At 62.9% G+C, this 15913-nt stretch carries 15 protein-coding genes; 5 read left to right on the top strand and 10 right to left on the bottom strand.

What is annotated here, in order from left to right; translation table 11 throughout:
• The first annotated feature begins 135 nt into the window (after nucleotides 1–135).
• Complete coding sequence (locus LUB09_RS17255) at nucleotides 136–876, top strand: YciK family oxidoreductase (protein ID WP_231423149.1); 741 nt, start codon at nucleotides 136–138, stop codon at nucleotides 874–876.
• Between the two features lie 183 nt (nucleotides 877–1059).
• Here LUB09_RS17255 and LUB09_RS17260 read toward each other — a convergent pair whose 3' ends face one another.
• The 6 genes from LUB09_RS17260 to LUB09_RS17285 are packed head-to-tail and all read right to left on the bottom strand — an operon-like array spanning nucleotide 1060 to nucleotide 7223.
• Nucleotides 1060–2574 carry an ABC transporter substrate-binding protein gene (locus LUB09_RS17260; RefSeq protein WP_231423150.1) on the bottom strand — a complete coding sequence of 505 codons (1515 nt, stop codon included), beginning with the start codon at nucleotides 2572–2574 and terminating at the stop codon, nucleotides 1060–1062.
• Between the two features lie 35 nt (nucleotides 2575–2609).
• Nucleotides 2610–3581, bottom strand: coding sequence for an ABC transporter ATP-binding protein (locus LUB09_RS17265; protein ID WP_231423151.1), 972 nt, complete (start codon nucleotides 3579–3581; stop codon nucleotides 2610–2612).
• Nucleotides 3578–4534 (bottom strand): ABC transporter ATP-binding protein, encoded by a 957-nt coding sequence (locus tag LUB09_RS17270; RefSeq protein ID WP_209980352.1) that lies wholly within the window; start codon nucleotides 4532–4534, stop codon nucleotides 3578–3580. Before LUB09_RS17270 ends, LUB09_RS17265 begins: the two co-directional genes overlap by 4 nt.
• Nucleotides 4531–5388, bottom strand: a complete 858-nt coding sequence (locus LUB09_RS17275; RefSeq protein ID WP_209980350.1) for an ABC transporter permease — start codon at nucleotides 5386–5388, stop codon at nucleotides 4531–4533. Before LUB09_RS17275 ends, LUB09_RS17270 begins: the two co-directional genes overlap by 4 nt.
• Entirely contained in the window at nucleotides 5385–6332 is a 948-nt protein-coding gene (locus LUB09_RS17280; RefSeq protein ID WP_003235320.1) for an ABC transporter permease, read from the bottom strand. Before LUB09_RS17280 ends, LUB09_RS17275 begins: the two co-directional genes overlap by 4 nt.
• A 3-nt stretch (nucleotides 6333–6335) precedes the next feature.
• Complete coding sequence (locus tag LUB09_RS17285) at nucleotides 6336–7223, bottom strand: proline iminopeptidase-family hydrolase (RefSeq protein WP_231423152.1); 888 nt, start codon at nucleotides 7221–7223, stop codon at nucleotides 6336–6338.
• A 183-nt stretch (nucleotides 7224–7406) separates the two neighbouring features.
• Here LUB09_RS17285 and LUB09_RS17290 point away from each other — a divergent pair, with 183 nt between their 5' ends.
• Together LUB09_RS17290 and LUB09_RS17295 are read left to right on the top strand one after the other, a co-directional pair.
• Entirely contained in the window at nucleotides 7407–8171 is a 765-nt protein-coding gene (locus tag LUB09_RS17290; RefSeq protein WP_209980347.1) for a LuxR family transcriptional regulator, read from the top strand.
• A 92-nt stretch (nucleotides 8172–8263) separates the two neighbouring features.
• Nucleotides 8264–9196 (top strand): proline iminopeptidase-family hydrolase, encoded by a 933-nt coding sequence (locus LUB09_RS17295; protein ID WP_231423153.1) that lies wholly within the window; start codon nucleotides 8264–8266, stop codon nucleotides 9194–9196.
• A gap of 45 nt (nucleotides 9197–9241) precedes the next feature.
• Here LUB09_RS17295 and LUB09_RS17300 read toward each other — a convergent pair whose 3' ends face one another.
• Complete coding sequence (locus tag LUB09_RS17300) at nucleotides 9242–10738, bottom strand: nucleobase:cation symporter-2 family protein (RefSeq protein ID WP_231423155.1); 1497 nt, start codon at nucleotides 10736–10738, stop codon at nucleotides 9242–9244.
• 77 nt (nucleotides 10739–10815) lie between these two features.
• Nucleotides 10816–12006: a purine nucleoside transporter PunC gene (gene punC, locus LUB09_RS17305; RefSeq protein WP_231423157.1), complete on the bottom strand. Its 1191-nt coding sequence runs from the start codon at nucleotides 12004–12006 to the stop codon at nucleotides 10816–10818.
• Between the two features lie 123 nt (nucleotides 12007–12129).
• Between punC and punR the strand changes: the two genes are divergently transcribed.
• Nucleotides 12130–13044: a DNA-binding transcriptional activator PunR gene (punR, locus tag LUB09_RS17310; protein WP_231423159.1), complete on the top strand. Its 915-nt coding sequence runs from the start codon at nucleotides 12130–12132 to the stop codon at nucleotides 13042–13044.
• Between the two features lie 61 nt (nucleotides 13045–13105).
• On the opposite strand, the gene LUB09_RS17315 is transcribed toward punR, so the two are convergent.
• Nucleotides 13106–14275 carry an aspartate aminotransferase family protein gene (locus LUB09_RS17315; RefSeq protein ID WP_231423160.1) on the bottom strand — a complete coding sequence of 390 codons (1170 nt, stop codon included), beginning with the start codon at nucleotides 14273–14275 and terminating at the stop codon, nucleotides 13106–13108.
• 104 nt (nucleotides 14276–14379) lie between these two features.
• Here LUB09_RS17315 and LUB09_RS17320 point away from each other — a divergent pair, with 104 nt between their 5' ends.
• Nucleotides 14380–15285: a LysR family transcriptional regulator gene (locus LUB09_RS17320; RefSeq protein ID WP_231423161.1), complete on the top strand. Its 906-nt coding sequence runs from the start codon at nucleotides 14380–14382 to the stop codon at nucleotides 15283–15285.
• Here the strand turns inward: LUB09_RS17320 and LUB09_RS17325 are convergent.
• Nucleotides 15282–15905, bottom strand: coding sequence for an HAD family hydrolase (locus LUB09_RS17325; protein ID WP_231423162.1), 624 nt, complete (start codon nucleotides 15903–15905; stop codon nucleotides 15282–15284). The two genes, LUB09_RS17320 and LUB09_RS17325, sit on opposite strands and share 4 nt — an antisense overlap.
• Nucleotides 15906–15913: the final 8 nt, after the last annotated feature.

Raw genomic sequence — 15913 nt, forward strand, 5'->3', positions numbered from 1 at the left:
GAACATCCCCTGTGGGAGGGAGCTTGCTCCCGATCGCAGTGTGTCATTCAACACAGGCACTGACTGATCCGCCGCCATCGGGAGCAAGCCCCCTCCCATAAGGGATCGTCAGTGTTTTCAAATTCGAGGTTGTTTATGTTTGATTACTCAGCACGCCCGGAACTGCTCAAAGGCCGCGTGATCCTGGTAACCGGTGCCGGTCGCGGGATCGGCGCTGCAGCGGCGAAAACCTATGCGGCCCATGGCGCTACCGTGCTGTTGCTGGGCAAGACCGAAGCCAACCTGGCCGAGGTGTATGACCACATCGAAGCCGCTGGCCAGCCACAACCGGTGGTGATTCCGTTCAACCTGGAGACCGCCCTGCCCCATCAATACGATGAGCTGGCGGTAATGATCGAAAAGGCCTTCGGCCGCCTCGACGGTTTGTTGCACAACGCCTCCATCATCGGCCCGCGCACGCCGCTCGAGCAGTTGTCCGGCGAACACTTCATGCAGGTGATGCAGGTGAACGTCAACGCGGTGTTCATGCTGACCCGCGCCCTGCTGCCGCTGCTCAAGCTGTCCCAGGATGCGTCGGTGGTGTTCACCTCCAGCAGCGTCGGACGCAAGGGCCGGGCCTATTGGGGCGCCTATGGGGTGTCGAAATTCGCCACCGAAGGCTTGATGCAAACCCTGGCCGATGAACTGGAAGACGTGGCGGCGGTACGCGCCAACAGCATCAACCCGGGCGGCACACGCACCAGCATGCGCGCCCAGGCGTATCCCGGGGAAAACCCGATGGACAGGCCGGCACCGGAAGAGATCATGCCGGTTTACCTGTACCTGATGGGCCCGGACAGTGCCGGGGTAAGTGGGCAGGCATTCGACGCGCAGTAATCCCAGTTTGGGAGGGGGCTTTGTGGCGAGCGGGCTTGCCCAGCGTTGGGCCGCGAAGCGGCCCCAGTAAAGTCACCGCGATCTCAACGAGAGTCCACGGTGGCAGGTTTTGGGGCCGCTTCGCAGCCCAACGCGGGGCAAGCCCGCTCGCCACAGGTACCCTGTCAAATCGGGTTTGCAAGGTCAGTTCTTCACCACCTCTTCGAGGGTGAAGCGGCCCAGAGGATTTTGCAGGAAGTTGCTCACGTTCTTGCGCGAGATATTGATGTACGGGCTGTAATACAGATCGATCCAGTTCACATCCTGTTTAGCCAACTTCTGCAACTCGACATACATCTGCCCGCGCTTGACCGGGTCAGCCTCGATCCGCGCGGCGGCTACCAGTTCCCTGACCTTGTCGTTCTTGTAGCGGGTCATGTAGTTCTGGTTGGTGTCGTGGCCCAGCACGAACGTGGTCTTCTGGTCCGGGTCGAGGATGTCGTTGGTCCAGTACATCACCGAAATATCGTATTCACCGTCCACCAGCATCTGCCAGCTCTGGGTCGGGTCGACCTTCTGCAGGTTGGCGGTGACGCCGACTTTGGCCAACTGGTCCTTGATGATCACCGCAATCTGCTCGTCGGCTTCGTTGCCGGCGTTGACCACGTAGTTGAGCTTCAAGTCCTTGGCACCGGCCGCTTCCAGCAGCTTTTTGGCAGCGGTCGGGTCGTACGGGCGTTGCAGGTTGTCGGCGTAGTGGTACAGCGAACCTTTGGGAATGTAGGAATAGGCCACAGTGCCCTGACCGTAGGTGGCGGCCTTCACCAGCGACTGCTTGTCGATGGCCATGTCCAGCGCTTCACGTACTTGCTGTTTGGCCAGCAGACCGTGGGCGTGGTTGATCAGCAGGTGATCCTCACGGGTGGACGGGTCGGCGTGGATCACTACGTTGCTGTCTTTCTTCAGCTCTTCAACCCGTGAAAACGGGACGAAGATCGCCGTGTCCAGCTCGTTGTTCTGCACCATGCGCATGCGCGTGTTGTCGTCGGTCACCGACACCCATTCCACGCCATCGAGGCTGACGTTTTTGGCCTGCCAGAAGTTCGGGTTCTTTTTCAGGATCACACGGTCGCCCTTGCGCCACTCCTCCACGGTGAACGCGCCGGAGGTCACCGGGTTTTCCGAGTAGGCGTCTTCGCCCATCTCGGTCATGGCTTTTTCCGACAGGATCGACACGGTTGGCGACGCCAACTGCGAGAGGAAGGCCACGGCCGGGGTCTTCAGGGTGACGACCAGGGTTTTCGCGTCGGCGGCCTTGGCGGTGTTGATCAGGTTGAACGGGTCGGCCCACAGCGAGGCTTTGTTGTCACGGATGCGCAGCAGGCTGAACGCTGCGTCGGCAGCGGTGATTGCCGAGCCGTCGGAGAATTTCGCGTCACGCAGCTTGAAGGTGTAGGTCAGGCCATCCCTGGAAATCTCCCAGCTTTCGGCCAGGCCAGGTTCCATTTTGGTGCCCAGGTTATCCACCCGCACCAGGGTGTCATAAACGTTGGCGAACACCCAGGTGTCGCGGTTCTGTGCACTCTTGATCGGGTCGAACGTGGTGCTGTCCTCGCGGCAGCCGATGGTCAGCACCCCGGCGGCCTGGGCGAGCCCGGCGGTGAGGGACCAAGCGGTCAATGTGGCGGCGGCAAGCAACTTCAAGTGGCGTGATTGCATGTCATAACTCCTTGTCTATGAATGGCAGGGGTGGGTCAAAGCAAAGGTTCTTCAAGCACGCAACTGTACCGATGCTCGTGCAGGAAATGGGTCGGCGGCAACACCACGGAACACATGGCCCGCGCATGCCGGCAACGCGGGTGAAACGCGCAGCCGTCGGGCAGGTTCAGCGGGCTGGGTGGCTCGCCCGGCAGCGGCTCGGCAGGCAACGGCCGATGAGGATCGATCTCCGGGATCGCCTGGATCAGCGCCGCTGTGTACGGATGACGGGGCGCGGTGAACACTGCTTCCACCGGTCCTTCCTCCACGATTTTGCCCAGGTACATCACCGCCACGCGGTCGCACAGACGGCGCACGATGGCGAGGTCGTGGGCGATAAACAGAATCGCCAGGTTCATGCGCTGCTGCAGTTCCAGCAGCAGGTTGATGATCTGGCCCTGGATCGACACATCCAGCGCCGCCACACACTCGTCGGCAATGATCAGGCGCGGCTCCACCGCCAGCGCGCGGGCGATGCCGACGCGCTGGCACTGGCCGCCGCTGAGGGCGCCAGGCTTGCGTGACGCCAGCTCGGGGCGCAGGCCGACCAGATCGAGCAATTCATTCACACGCGCCGGGATCTGCTGCGGCGCGACTTTGCGCTGCACCCGCAACACTTCGGCGAGGGTTTCGCCGATGGTGTGGCGCGGGTTCAACGCCGCGTACGGGTCCTGGAAGATCATCGCGGTTTCATGGCGCAGGCGGGCGATGTCGATGGCGCTGCCGTGGGCCATGTCGATGCCATCGAACAGCACCTGACCACCACTGATGGGGTTGAGGTGCAAAATCGCGCGGCCCAGGGTGCTTTTGCCGCTGCCGGACTCGCCCACCAGACCGAGGGTTTGCCCGGCCTCCAGGTTCAGCGACACCCCGTTCACCGCCCTCACCCACTGCGTGTTCAAGCCGAACAAGCCGGTACCGGACGCGGCAAACTTCACCTCCAGGTCCTTGATCTGCAGCAGGCTCATGGGTGCTCTCCCAGTGGATAGTGGCACGCCACCCGCGCGCCCTCGGGCAGCACTTCGGTGCATAACGCGCCCACCTGCGGGCAGCGTGGGTTGAAACGGCAACCGGACGGCAGCGCATCCAGCAACGGCGGCTGGCCGGGGATGGTGCGCAGCAAGGCATGACCACTGCTGTGGGCGGGCTGGCAGTCGATCAGGCCGGCGGTGTACGGATGCTGCGGACGGGCCAGCAGCGCGTACTTGCTGCCGTGTTCGCACAGGCGACCGGCATACATCACGGCGATGGAGTCACAGGTCTGCGCCACCACGCCGAGGTCGTGGGTGATCATGATGAGCGACAGGCCGCGCGTGTCACGCAGGTCCAGCAACAGGCGCAGGATCTGCGCCTGTACCGTCACGTCGAGCGCCGTGGTCGGCTCGTCGGCGATCAGCACCTTCGGGTTGCAGCCCAGGGCCACGGCGATCATTGCGCGCTGGCGCATGCCGCCGGAAAACTCATGGGGAAAGTTGTCGACCCGCGCCTGCGGGTCGGGAATGCCCACCTGGCGCAACACCTCGATGGCCTGAAGGCGCGCCTCCTTTTTCGATGCCCCTTGATGCAGGCGGATGCCTTCGGCGATCTGCTCGCCGATGCGCATCAACGGGTCGAGGTGACTGCTGGGGTTCTGGAAGATCATGCCCAGTTGTCCACCACGCACCGCGCGCATGCCGGCATCGTCAAGCTGCAACAGGTCCTGGCCGGCCAGCCGCACGGCGCCGCCTTGTACCCGCAGGTTCGGCGATGGCAGCAGGCGCATCAAGCCGCGACAGGCCATGGTCTTGCCCGAGCCGCTCTCGCCCACCAGGCCGAGGATTTCGCCTTCGGCCAGGTCGAAGGACACGCGGTCGACCAGCGTGACATCGCGCCCGGCGTTGTTGGCGATCACGCTGAGGTCGCGCACCTGCAGCAGGCTCATGTGCGGTCTCCCAATACCTGCGCCACGCCGTCGGCCAGCAGGCTGAAGCCCATGGCCAGGGTCACGATGGCCAGCCCTGGAAAGGTGCAGATCCACCAGGCCGTGGTGATGAATGCCTGCCCTTCCGCCACCATGGTGCCCCACTCGGCCGTCGGCGGCTGCACGCCCAGGCCCAGGTAACTCACGGCAGCGCCGTTGAGCAGCACCAGCACCGCATCCGACATGGAAAACACAATCGAGCCAAACATCGCGTTGGGCAGCAAATGCCGGAACAGGATGCGCCCATGACCAAAGCCCAGGCTTCTGGCAGCCAGGGCGAACTCGCTTTCCTTGAGCACCAGAATCTGCGAGCGGATCAGCCGCGCGTACGACACCCAGCCCACCAGCGCCATGGCGATATAAAAACTTTTCAGGCCCGGACCGAGGATGGCCATGATCGCCAGCATCAACACCAGGAACGGAAACGCCAGGATCACGTCGATCACACGCATGCAGACGCTGTCGAAGCGCCCGCCGATATAGCCGGACACTGCGCCGACGAAGGTGCCGATCATGAACGGGAAGATCACGCCGACAATGGCCAGTTGCAGGTCAATCCGCGCGCCCCAGATCACCCGGGACAGAATGTCGCGCCCATAGTTGTCGGTGCCGAACGGGTGCGCCAGGCTCGGCGCCAGCAGGCTGAATTCGGTGTTCTGCGCAATCGGGTCATAGGGCGCGACCCAGGGCGCAAACAGCGCCAGAGCCAGCCACACCAGCAATACCAAAAGCCCCCACGCGGCGGTCAGCCGGCCATTGCGAAAGCCCAGCCGCAGGCGCAGGCGCCATGGCGCAATCATCGGGGCGCTGCTCATTGCATCTTCACCCGTGGGTCGAGGGTCACGGTCACTATGTCCGCGATGAAGTTGACCAGCACCGTCGCGCACGCCAGCACCATCGCCACGCCCTGCACCACCATGTAATCGCGGGTAAAAATGCCGCGTACCAGCAACTGGCCGATGCCGGGAATGGCGAACAGGCTTTCGATAACCACCGTGCCACTGATCAACCAGCCGATATTCACCGCCAGCAGGTTGACCGCCGGCACCAGGGAATTGGGCAGCACATGCCGGCGAAACACCGCCGCTTCCGACAGCCCACGGGCCCGGGCGGCGGTGACATGGTCGGCCTGCAACTCCATCAACATGCTCGCCCGCAGGTTGCGCACCAGCACCGCCGAGAGCGCCAGGGCAATGGTCAGGCACGGCAGCACCATGTGGTGCGCCTTGTCCAGCCAGGTACGGCCGTAACCGGACACCGGGAACAGCCCCCATTGCACGCTCAGCACAAGAATCAGCATCAGGCCCAGCCAGAACGCCGGCATGCCCAGGCCCAGCGTGGTGAACACGCGGATCAGGTTGTCCGCCCAGCCACCTTTGCGACGCGCCGCCACCGTGGCCAGCGGCACCGCGATCAGCAGCGCCAGCAGCACGCTGCCGAGCACCAGCACCAGGGTCGGTTCAATGCGGGTCACGATCAGCTTCAGGGCATCGACCTTGTACAGCAGTGACTGGCCGAGGTCGCCCTTGAGCAGGTTTTTCAGGAAGTAGAAATATTGCAGCCACAGCGGCTGATCGAGGCCGAACTGCGCGCGAATCTTCAGCAACGCATCCGGCGTGCTGCGCGAGCCGAGCAAGGCCCGCGCCGGGTCGCCGGGGATCGAGCGCACCAGCACAAAGGTGATCAGGCTGATGCCAAACAGCACCGGCAGCAATTGCAGCGGCCGGGACAGCACGAAACGGTAGCGCGCAAGGTTCATTCGTCAGCCTCGATGACGCGCGAGAAAGTCCAGCAGCACCGGAAAATACGCCTGGGGTTCTTCGTAGAACGGCATATGGCTGCTGTTGGGGAACACATGCAATTCGGCGTGCCGGGCCGCCAGTTTCATGCGCAGTGCGCAGGCCGGCGTGAGTTCGTCGTGCTGGCCGGTGGTGATCAGGATCGGCATGCTGAAGGCGGCCATCTCCTCAAGGCGGTTCCAGTCCTTGAGGTTGCCGATATAGAGGAATTCGTTGGGGCCCTGCATGGTTTCGTAAGGCCCCATGTTCCAGTCGCCAAGGGAGCGTTTGACCGGTTCCGGCCACTCGTCCAGGCGGCACACATGGCGATAGTTGAGCAAGGTGATTGCCGCCTGGTACTGCGGGTGGTCGAGGGTGCCCATGGCTTCGTGGCGCTGCATCATCGCCACGGTCTCGCTGCCGAGGGCGCCGCGCAGCCGTTGCAGTTCCTGGGACAGGTGCGGGATATCGCCGACGGTATTTTCCAGGATCAGGCTTTTCAACGCGTGCGGGTAATGAATGGCGTATTCGATGCCGAGCCAGCCGCCCCAGGAATGGCCAAGCAAGTGCACGCGGCCCAGGCCAAGGGTGTGGCGTACGGTTTCGACTTCCTCGACATAACGGCCGATTTCCCACAAGGAGACGTCGGTGGGTCTGGCAGAAGCGCCCGTGCCAAGCTGGTCGAATGCAACCACTCGCAGGTTATGGTCCTTGAGCCAGCCATGGGCGTCGCGCAAGTAGTCACACGGCAGGCCCGGGCCGCCGTTGAGGCACAGCAACACCTCATCGCCTTCGCCAAAGCTGTAGACCACGAGGTTGTGGCCGTCGACTTGCACGTTGTACTGCTGGTCGGGGGCAATTTCACGCCACATGCGTACATTCCTTGTGTGGTATCGGCCTGGCTGGCAGTGGCCGCTGATCAGGCCAACACTACCGAGGATGCCGCGTGTCCATAACCTAGTATTTCTTATAGGTTTGGTCTGGCAGTCCTTCGCCGGGGCGTGGCATTCTACTTGCCGCAAGTCGAGATTCAAATGAATTCGGGAGCAGAACGGATGCTGGCCAAGCTAACTGCCATCAACAATCGTCTGATGCCGGGCAGGAGCCTGGATGAGCAGATGGACAATACGTTTGTTCTTGCCCAGCAGTTGGGTTTCGATGCGCTGGTCTACGACTACACCCCGGTGCCGATCGACCACGACGGCAGCCTGATCACCCCCTCGGTGCTGGAACTGCGCAACACCCCGCCCGACTGGCACGCCTTGTGGTGCAGCGAAGGGTTCTACCAGATCGATCCGGTGCAGCACCTGGCCCTGCGCACGGTGTCGCCGTTTGTGTGGTCCTACGAGGCCAAGGCCGAAACCGCGCTGCAAACCATCATCGACCCCTGCCACGCCCCGGTGTCCTCTTACCTGCACGACCAGCAACTGACCTGCGGCGTCAGCGTGCCTATCCACTTGCCGCGCGGCGGCTTCGCTTCACTGACCGGCCTGCGCACCGGCAGCGCCGGCGCGGTGCTGCAGGATGCCCGGCACACGCTGCCGGACTTCAGCCTGATTACCCACGCCTTGCAGGAAGCGGCCTACCCGCTGTTCAGCAAAGAGCTGCGCACCTACCCGCATGTTCACCTGACCAAACGCGAGCGCGAGTGCCTCAAATGGGCCGCCGAGGGCATGACCGCCGCCGAAATCGCTGCGCAGTTGAGCCGCTCACTGGCGGTGGTCACCTTGCACCTGGCCTCGGCGATGCACAAGCTGGGTGCCAGGAACCGCGTGCAGGCGGTGGTGCGTGCCAGCCATTACCGTTTGCTGGAAGATTGACCGCTCGGCAAAACCTAGCTGTTTTGCTAGTTACCGGAATCGCCCAGGCCAATTATCGTAGCCCTGATCATTTTTTCAGAGCAGGGTACGAAATGGAATTCATCGACAAAATCCGCGAAGGCTACGCGGCCTTCGGCGCCTACCAGACCTGGTACCGCGTCACCGGCGACCTGAGCAACGGGCGTACGCCGCTGGTCATCCTTCATGGCGGCCCCGGTTGCACCCATGATTACGTCGACGCGTTCAAGGACGTTGCCGCCAGCGGCCACGCGGTGATCCACTACGATCAATTGGGCAATGGCCGCTCCACCCACCTGCCCGACAAGCCCCCCTCCTTCTGGACCGTCAGCCTGTTCCTCGATGAGTTGAACAACCTGCTGGACCACCTGCAAATCAGCAATGACTACGCAATCCTCGGGCAATCCTGGGGCGGCATGCTCGGCAGCGAGCACGCCATTGCGCAACCCAAAGGCTTGCGCGCATTCATCCCGGCCAACTCGCCCACCTGCATGCGCACCTGGGTCAGCGAAGCCAACCGCCTGCGCAAACTGTTGCCCGAAGGTGTCGATGAAACCCTGCTCAAGCACGAAGCAGCCGGCACCTACCAGGACCCGGAATACCTCGCCGCCTCGCGAATTTTCTATGACCAGCACGTGTGCCGCGTCAACCCGTGGCCCGAAGAAGTGGCGCGCACCTTCGCCCAGGTCGACGCCGACCCGACGGTGTACCACGCCATGAGCGGCCCGACCGAGTTCCACGTGATCGGCAGCTTGAAGGACTGGAACGTGATCGGCCGGCTGTCGGCGATCAACGTGCCGACGCTGGTGATCTCCGGGCGGCACGATGAGGCCACGCCGCTGGTGGTCAAGCCGTTCCTGGATGAGATCACCGATGTGCGCTGGGCACTGTTTGAAGACTCCAGCCACATGCCCCATGTGGAAGAACGCCAGGCGTGCATGGGCACGGTGGTGAAGTTTCTGGATGAGGTGTGTTCGGTGCGGCACGCTGAACTCAAGGCCGGTTGAACAGGTGATGCGAGGGGTGGGGCAATCCCCCTCTCACATTCAGACCTAAGTGATTTCAGGTTTCGCTGTTTTCCCTGGAATGTCGGCCAACAACGGAACCTCCTTCCCCTCGGCATCAAACAGCTTGCCGCCGCGGAAATAATCGCCATCACGCAACGCCGCCACATCGTGAAAACACAGCCTGCGCTCGGTGCCGGCCACGAATACAGACTGCTGGTCCGAGTTGCCGGCGGTGAAGTGATTGAACGCCAGGTTCAGCACAATCGCCATGATCGCCGACGAACTTATCCCTGAATGAAAAATGGTCGCGAACCAGCCGGGGAACTGGTCGTAGAAGCTCGGCGCGGCAATCGGAATCATGCCAAAACCGATGGACGTGGCGACGATGATCAGGTTCATGTTGTTGCGGTAATCCACCTTCGACAGCGTGCGAATACCGCTGGCCGCCACGGTGCCGAACAACACGATGCCCGCGCCGCCCAGCACCGACGTGGGCACGGCGGCAATCACCCGGCCCATGAACGGCAGCAGGCCGAGGATCACCAGGAACACCCCGCCCGTCGCCACCACAAAGCGGCTCTTCACCCCGGTAACGGCCACCAGACCCACGTTCTGGGCGAACGCGCTTTGGGTGAACGAGCCGAAGATCGGCGCGAACAGGCTCGACAGCATGTCGGCACGCAGGCCATTGCCCAGGCGTTTGGAGTCGACCCGGGTGTCGATGATCTCACCCACCGCAAGGATGTCCGCCGAGGTTTCCACCAGCGTCACCATCACCACGATGCACATGGAAAGGATCGCGGCCACCTGAAAGGTGGGCATACCGAAGTGCAACGGGGCAGGAAAACCGAACATCGGCCCCTGGGTCACACCGGAAAAATCCGCCATGCCGAGCAGCACCGCAATCACGGTGCCGATGACCATCGCCAGCAGGATCGACAACCGTGAGATGGCCGCGCTGCCGATCTTGCTCAGCAACAGCACCAATACCAGCGTCAGCGCAGCCAGGCCGATATTCGGCACGCTGCCGAAGTCTGCCGCCTGGCTGTTGCCGCCCATGGCCCAGCGCGCGGCCACGGGCATCAGGGTCAGGCCGATGGTGGTGATCACGATGCCGGTCACCAGCGGCGGAAAAAAACGCGTGATCCGCGAGAACACCGGGGTGATCAACAAGCCGATAAGCGACGCAGCCATCACCGCTCCGAGCACCGCCGGCAGCCCCGCCGGGCCGTCGTTGCCGATAATCGCCACCATGGTTGCCACGCCCGCGAACGACACGCCCTGCACCAGTGGCAACTGGCAGCCGAAAAACGGCACACCCAGGGTCTGCAACAGGGTCGCCAAGCCACCGGCAAACAGCGATGCGGCGATCAACAGGCCGATCTCCGCCGGCGCCAAGCCGGCCGCCTGGCCAACGATCAGCGGCACGGCAACGATGCCGCCGTACATGGTCAACACATGCTGCAGGCCGTACGCCAGGTTGGCGGCGACGCCCAGATTCTCATCTTCTGGCCGCTGCGGTGATGCCTTCGGGGTAGTCATGGTGAGAGGGTCTCTGTTTTTGTTGTGAGACCACTGTATGCAATGTAAAGACTATATGTCCATAGAGTTGTATACAATCAACCGGACATGTCACTCGCCAGCATGCTGCACTCAGCGCTCGGCCGCGCCAGCCAATAACCCAACACCGCCAACGGCGCGGTTGCCAGCATCACGCTCACGGTGATCATCAGCGGCTGGTCGAGCAGCGACGACACCAGCAGGCTGCCGAAAAAACACAGGCCCAGCTGCAACGTGTTTTGCAGCGCCGCCGCCTTGCCGGAATTTTCCGCGAACGGCATTAGCGCGTTCGCCACCACGATGGGATAGCTCGCACCGTTGACCAGCGCCATGAGGCAAAAGGGAATCAGCAAGGTGGTGAGGGTCGGCACGGTAAAGGTGGCGACCAGGTACAGCGCCACCATGCTGATGCAGTACGCCACCAGCAGCCACGGCAGCAGCGCCTTGCCCTCGAAGCGTTGCAGGGCACTGCGGCAACTGTAGCCACCGATCAGGAAGGCCAGCGTCGGCACCCCATAGCTCAGGCCAATATCGCTGGGGCTGTAGCCCATGCCCCCGAGAATGAACGGCGAAGCGGTGAGCCAGGCAAAGAAGCTCGCGGAGCACGCGGCAAAGATCATCACATTGCCGGTGAACACTCGCGAGCTGAGCAACTGCCCGTAGCCGAGGCGTACCGCCGGTTTGTCTGCAGGGCGTTTCGGCGGGCTGCGCAGGAACAAGGTGGGCAGCAGCAACAACAGCGACACCCCGAGCAATACCGCGAAAATCGCCTGCCAGCCGAAATGGTTCAACACCATCGCCCCCAGCAGCGGCGCCAGGGCCGGCGACAGCGACATCAGCGGCATGATGCTGGCAAACACGCGATGGGCCTTGTCGGCCGGGTAGCGGTCGATCACCAGCGCTTGCCAGCTCACGGCGGCGGCACACACGCCAATGGCCTGGATGAAACGCAAGGCCAGCAACTGCGGCGCGGTCTCGACCCAGAACATCCCGGCACAACCCAGCACGAACAGGCTCAGACCTGTCAGCAGGATCGGCTTGCGCCCCAGGCGGTCCGACAGCGGCCCCCACAGCAGCTGCCCCACGGCAAACCCTGCGAGGAAAACACTCAGACTGGCGCCCACTGCGCCCGCGCCGATCTGCAACTGCTCGCCCATGGCGCCGAACGCCGGCAAGTACATGTCCATGGCGAGATAACCGAGCATGCTCAGCCCCGCCAGATACCCGATAAAACCAAACGAATTTTTCATTGAAGCCTTTTCTACCTTGCCATCAAACTATTTGCTGACTGGCGCCCATTATGAAGCTGACAGATCCTGTGTGAAGCGAGAATAATTGGACATTCCTATCAACTAATTTGAAGGCATCCGCTCATGTGGTCCGAATACTCCCTGGATGTGGTGGACGCCGTGGCGCGTCATGGCAGTTTCAGCGCCGCCGCCCAGGAGCTGCACCGCGTGCCGTCTGCCATCAGCTACACCGTGCGGCAACTCGAAGAATGGCTGGCGGTGCCGCTGTTCATCCGCCGCCACCGGGATGTGGAACTGACACCCGCCGGCCGTCTGTTTATTGATGAAGCCCGTGGCGTGATGAAAAAAATGCTCGGCACCCGGCGCTTGTGCCAGCAGGTGGCCAATGGCTGGAGCGGTCAGTTGAAGGTAGCGGTGGATTCCATCGTCAAACCGCAGCGCTGTCGGCAGTTGGTGCTGGATTTCTACCGGCAGTTTCCCGACGTGGAGTTATTGCTGGAATACGAGGTGTACAACGGCGTGTGGGACGCCCTCGCCGATGAGCGCACCGACATCGTGATCGGCGCCACCAGTGCGGTGCCGGTGGCCAGCCATTTCACCTTTCGTGACATGGGCCTTATGAACTGGCTGTGCGTGGTCAGCGCCAGGCATCCGTTGGCGGCGGTGGACGGCTTGCTCAGCGACGATCAACTGCGCCCGTTCGCCTCGCTGTGCATGACCGATACCTCCCGCAACCTGCCCAAGCGCGACACCTGGACGCTGGACAATCAACTGCGGCTGGTGGTGCCCAACTGGTCCTCGGCCATCGACTGCCTGCGCGACGGTCTGTGCGTCGGCATGGCACCGGCGCATCAGGTGTTGCCGTGGATCGAGCGTGGCGAGTTGATGGCGCTGCAACTGCACCGGCCCTTCCCCGCCAGCCCGTCGTGCGTGGCCTGGGCGCAGAACAGACTGTCGCCGGCCATGGCGTGGTTGCTGGAGTACCTGGGAGACACCGAGACGCTGAACCAGGAGTGGCTCAATGGCGCTGACCTTTGAGCATCACGCTGTTCCCCTGTGGGAGGGGGATTGCTGCCTCCCACCATGAGACTGCATTTTTTCAGTTCAGCAGCCGGGTGATGGCCCGCACGATCATCTCCACTTCCTTGCCGTCCAAGGTCAACGGAGGCAACAGACGGATGATCTTGCCCCGGGTCACGTTGATCAGCAGCCCATGTTCATGGGCGGCGCGCCGGGCCAGGTCACGATAGGGACTGGCCAGTTCGATACCAATCATCAAGCCTTTGCCGCGAATCGCCACCACCTGCGCGCACTCGTCCAACTCCATGCGCAACCGCGCCAGCAGGTGTTCGCCCTGGCGCGCCGCGTTGTGCAGCAGACCTTGTTCTTCGATGATGTCCAGCACCGTGCAACCCACACGGCACGCCAGCGGGTTGCCACCAAAGGTGCTGCCGTGACTGCCAGGCGTGAACAATTGAGCGACCGAGGCCTTGGCCAGGCAGGCGCCGATGGGCACGCCGTTGCCGAGGCCTTTGGCCAGGGTCATCACGTCAGGCACGATGCCTTCATGCTCAAAGGCAAACCAGGTGCCGGTGCGGCCGATGCCGGTCTGAATCTCGTCGAGCATCATCAGCCAGCCGTGGCGTGTGCAGTGGTCGCGCAGGGTTTTCAGATAGCCCGGCGGCGCCATCAGCACACCGCTTTCGCCCTGGATCGGCTCCAGTAAAACCGCCGCGATACGCGTGCCCCACTGTGCAGTGATCGTGTCCAGGGCGGCCAGGTCGCCAAAGCCGACCTTGATGAAATCTCCCGGCAAACGCTGAAACCCCAGGCGCACCGAAGGCCCGTCACTGGCCGCCATGGTGCCGAGGGTGCGGCCGTGAAAGGCGTTTTCCATCACCACCACCAACGGCTGCTCAATGCCCTTTTTCCAGCCATGCAGGCGGGCAAGCTTGAGTGCCGTCTCGTTGGCCTCGGCGCCCGAGTTGTTGAAAAACGCCCGGTCCAGGCCGGACAACTGCGTCAGCCGCCGGGCCAACCGCTGTTGCCAATCGATGCTGTAGAGGTTGGAAGTGTGCAACAACAGTCCTGCCTGTTCGCTGATGGCGCTCACCAGTTTGGGATGGGAGTGCCCGACGTTGGTCACCGCCACGCCTGCCACCGCGTCCAGGTACTCACGGCCCTGCAGGTCCCAAAGACGCGTGCCAAGGCCACGGGTGAAGCTCAGGGCCAGGGGTTGATAAGTGCTCATCAGGCAGGCGGCGGTCATGGTGGCGGGCTCCAGTGTCTTGTTGGGGTGGCTTGAAGTATCGTTAGCCACCTCAGCTGGATAAACTCCGCTTTTGTGCAATGACTTTAAAGCAGGGCTTGATAATGGATTTATTCCAGGCAATGTCGGTGTACGTGAAGGTGGTCGAAAGCGGCAGCATGACCGCCGCCGCCCAGGCGTGCGGCCTGTCGACCACCATGGTCGGCAACCACCTGCGCGCACTGGAGCAGCGCCTGGGCGTGAGTCTGCTCAAGCGCACCACACGCAAGCAAAGCCTCACGGAATTCGGCGGCCAGTATTACCAGCGCTGCCTGGAAGTGCTGGGGCTGGTGGCCGACTCCGAGCACTTGGCCGAACAGGCGCACAGCGAGATTCCCAAAGGCACCTTGCGCATCACCGCGCCGCCGGCCTTTGGCACCGAGCGCCTCGCGCCGGCGCTGAGTGAGTTCTCCCGCCGCTACCCGCTGATCAAGCTGTATGTGGTGCTCAGCAACGAGCGTATGGACCTGATCGACAGCGGCTTCGATGTCGCCATCCGCCTGGGCGAACTGGAAACCTCCGGCCTGATCGCTCGCCCATTGCAGGACTACACCATCACCCTGTGCGCATCACCGGATTACCTGGCACGCCAGGGCACCCCGCAGACACCCGAAGACCTGCGGCAACACGACTGCCTCGCCTTCGCCTACCCCGCCGCTGACGATTGGCGCAACGCCGACAAACTCTGGCGCATGACCGGCGCCGAAGGGGAAATCGAGGTCGAGGTGTCCGGTTCACTGACCCTCAACAGCTCACAAGGCCTGCGTCAGGCGGCCGTGCACGGCATGGGCATCGTCATGTTGCCCGATGCGCTGGTGCGGCCGGACCTGGAGGCCGGCAAGCTGGTGGCCTTGCTGCCCACCTACCAACTGCCCAGCCGCCCCATGCACCTGGTGTATCGCCAGGACCGCTACCGTTTGCCGAAGCTGCGCGCGTTCGTCGACTTTGTGGTGGAACAGTTCGCGCGCTAAAAGCCCACCCCCAACCCACGCAACTGCGCGGCAGTGCGCTCGGCTGACACATGATGAATGCCCTGCCAGCCCAGAGCGATGGCGGCCTCGACATTGCCGGCCACATCATCGATAAACACCACTTCTCCCGCCTGGATATCCGGCAGATGGGCGCGCACCTGTTCGAGGCTGGCGTGATAGATCGCGGGATCGGGCTTGATCAGCTTCAACTCGCCGGACACGACGATATCGCGCAGACACTGCAGGAACGGGTAGTTGGCGCGGGCGTAGGGGAAGGTTTCAGCGGACCAGTTGGTAAGCCCGAACAGCGGCATATTGACGGCGTGCAAGGCCTTGAGAATCGCCACGCCTTCGGGCAACGGGCCACGCAGCATTTCAGGCCAGCGGTCGTAGTAGGCGCGGATCAGGGGTTCGTGGCGCGGGTATTGATCAATCAGTGTGCGGGTGGCCTCGGCCAGGGGGCGGCCGGCATCCTGCTCGGTGTTCCAGGCCTGGGTGCAGATGTTGTCCAGGAACCACTGGCGTTCATCGTCGTCGGCAATCAGCTTGCGGTACAGGTGCAGCGGGCTCCAGTCGAACAGGACACCGCCGAAATCGAAAACTACTGCACGAATCGTCATCAGATCCT

The organism is Pseudomonas sp. Leaf59 (genome assembly GCF_920984685.1).
In the GTDB taxonomy this organism is placed as follows: domain Bacteria; phylum Pseudomonadota; class Gammaproteobacteria; order Pseudomonadales; family Pseudomonadaceae; genus Aquipseudomonas.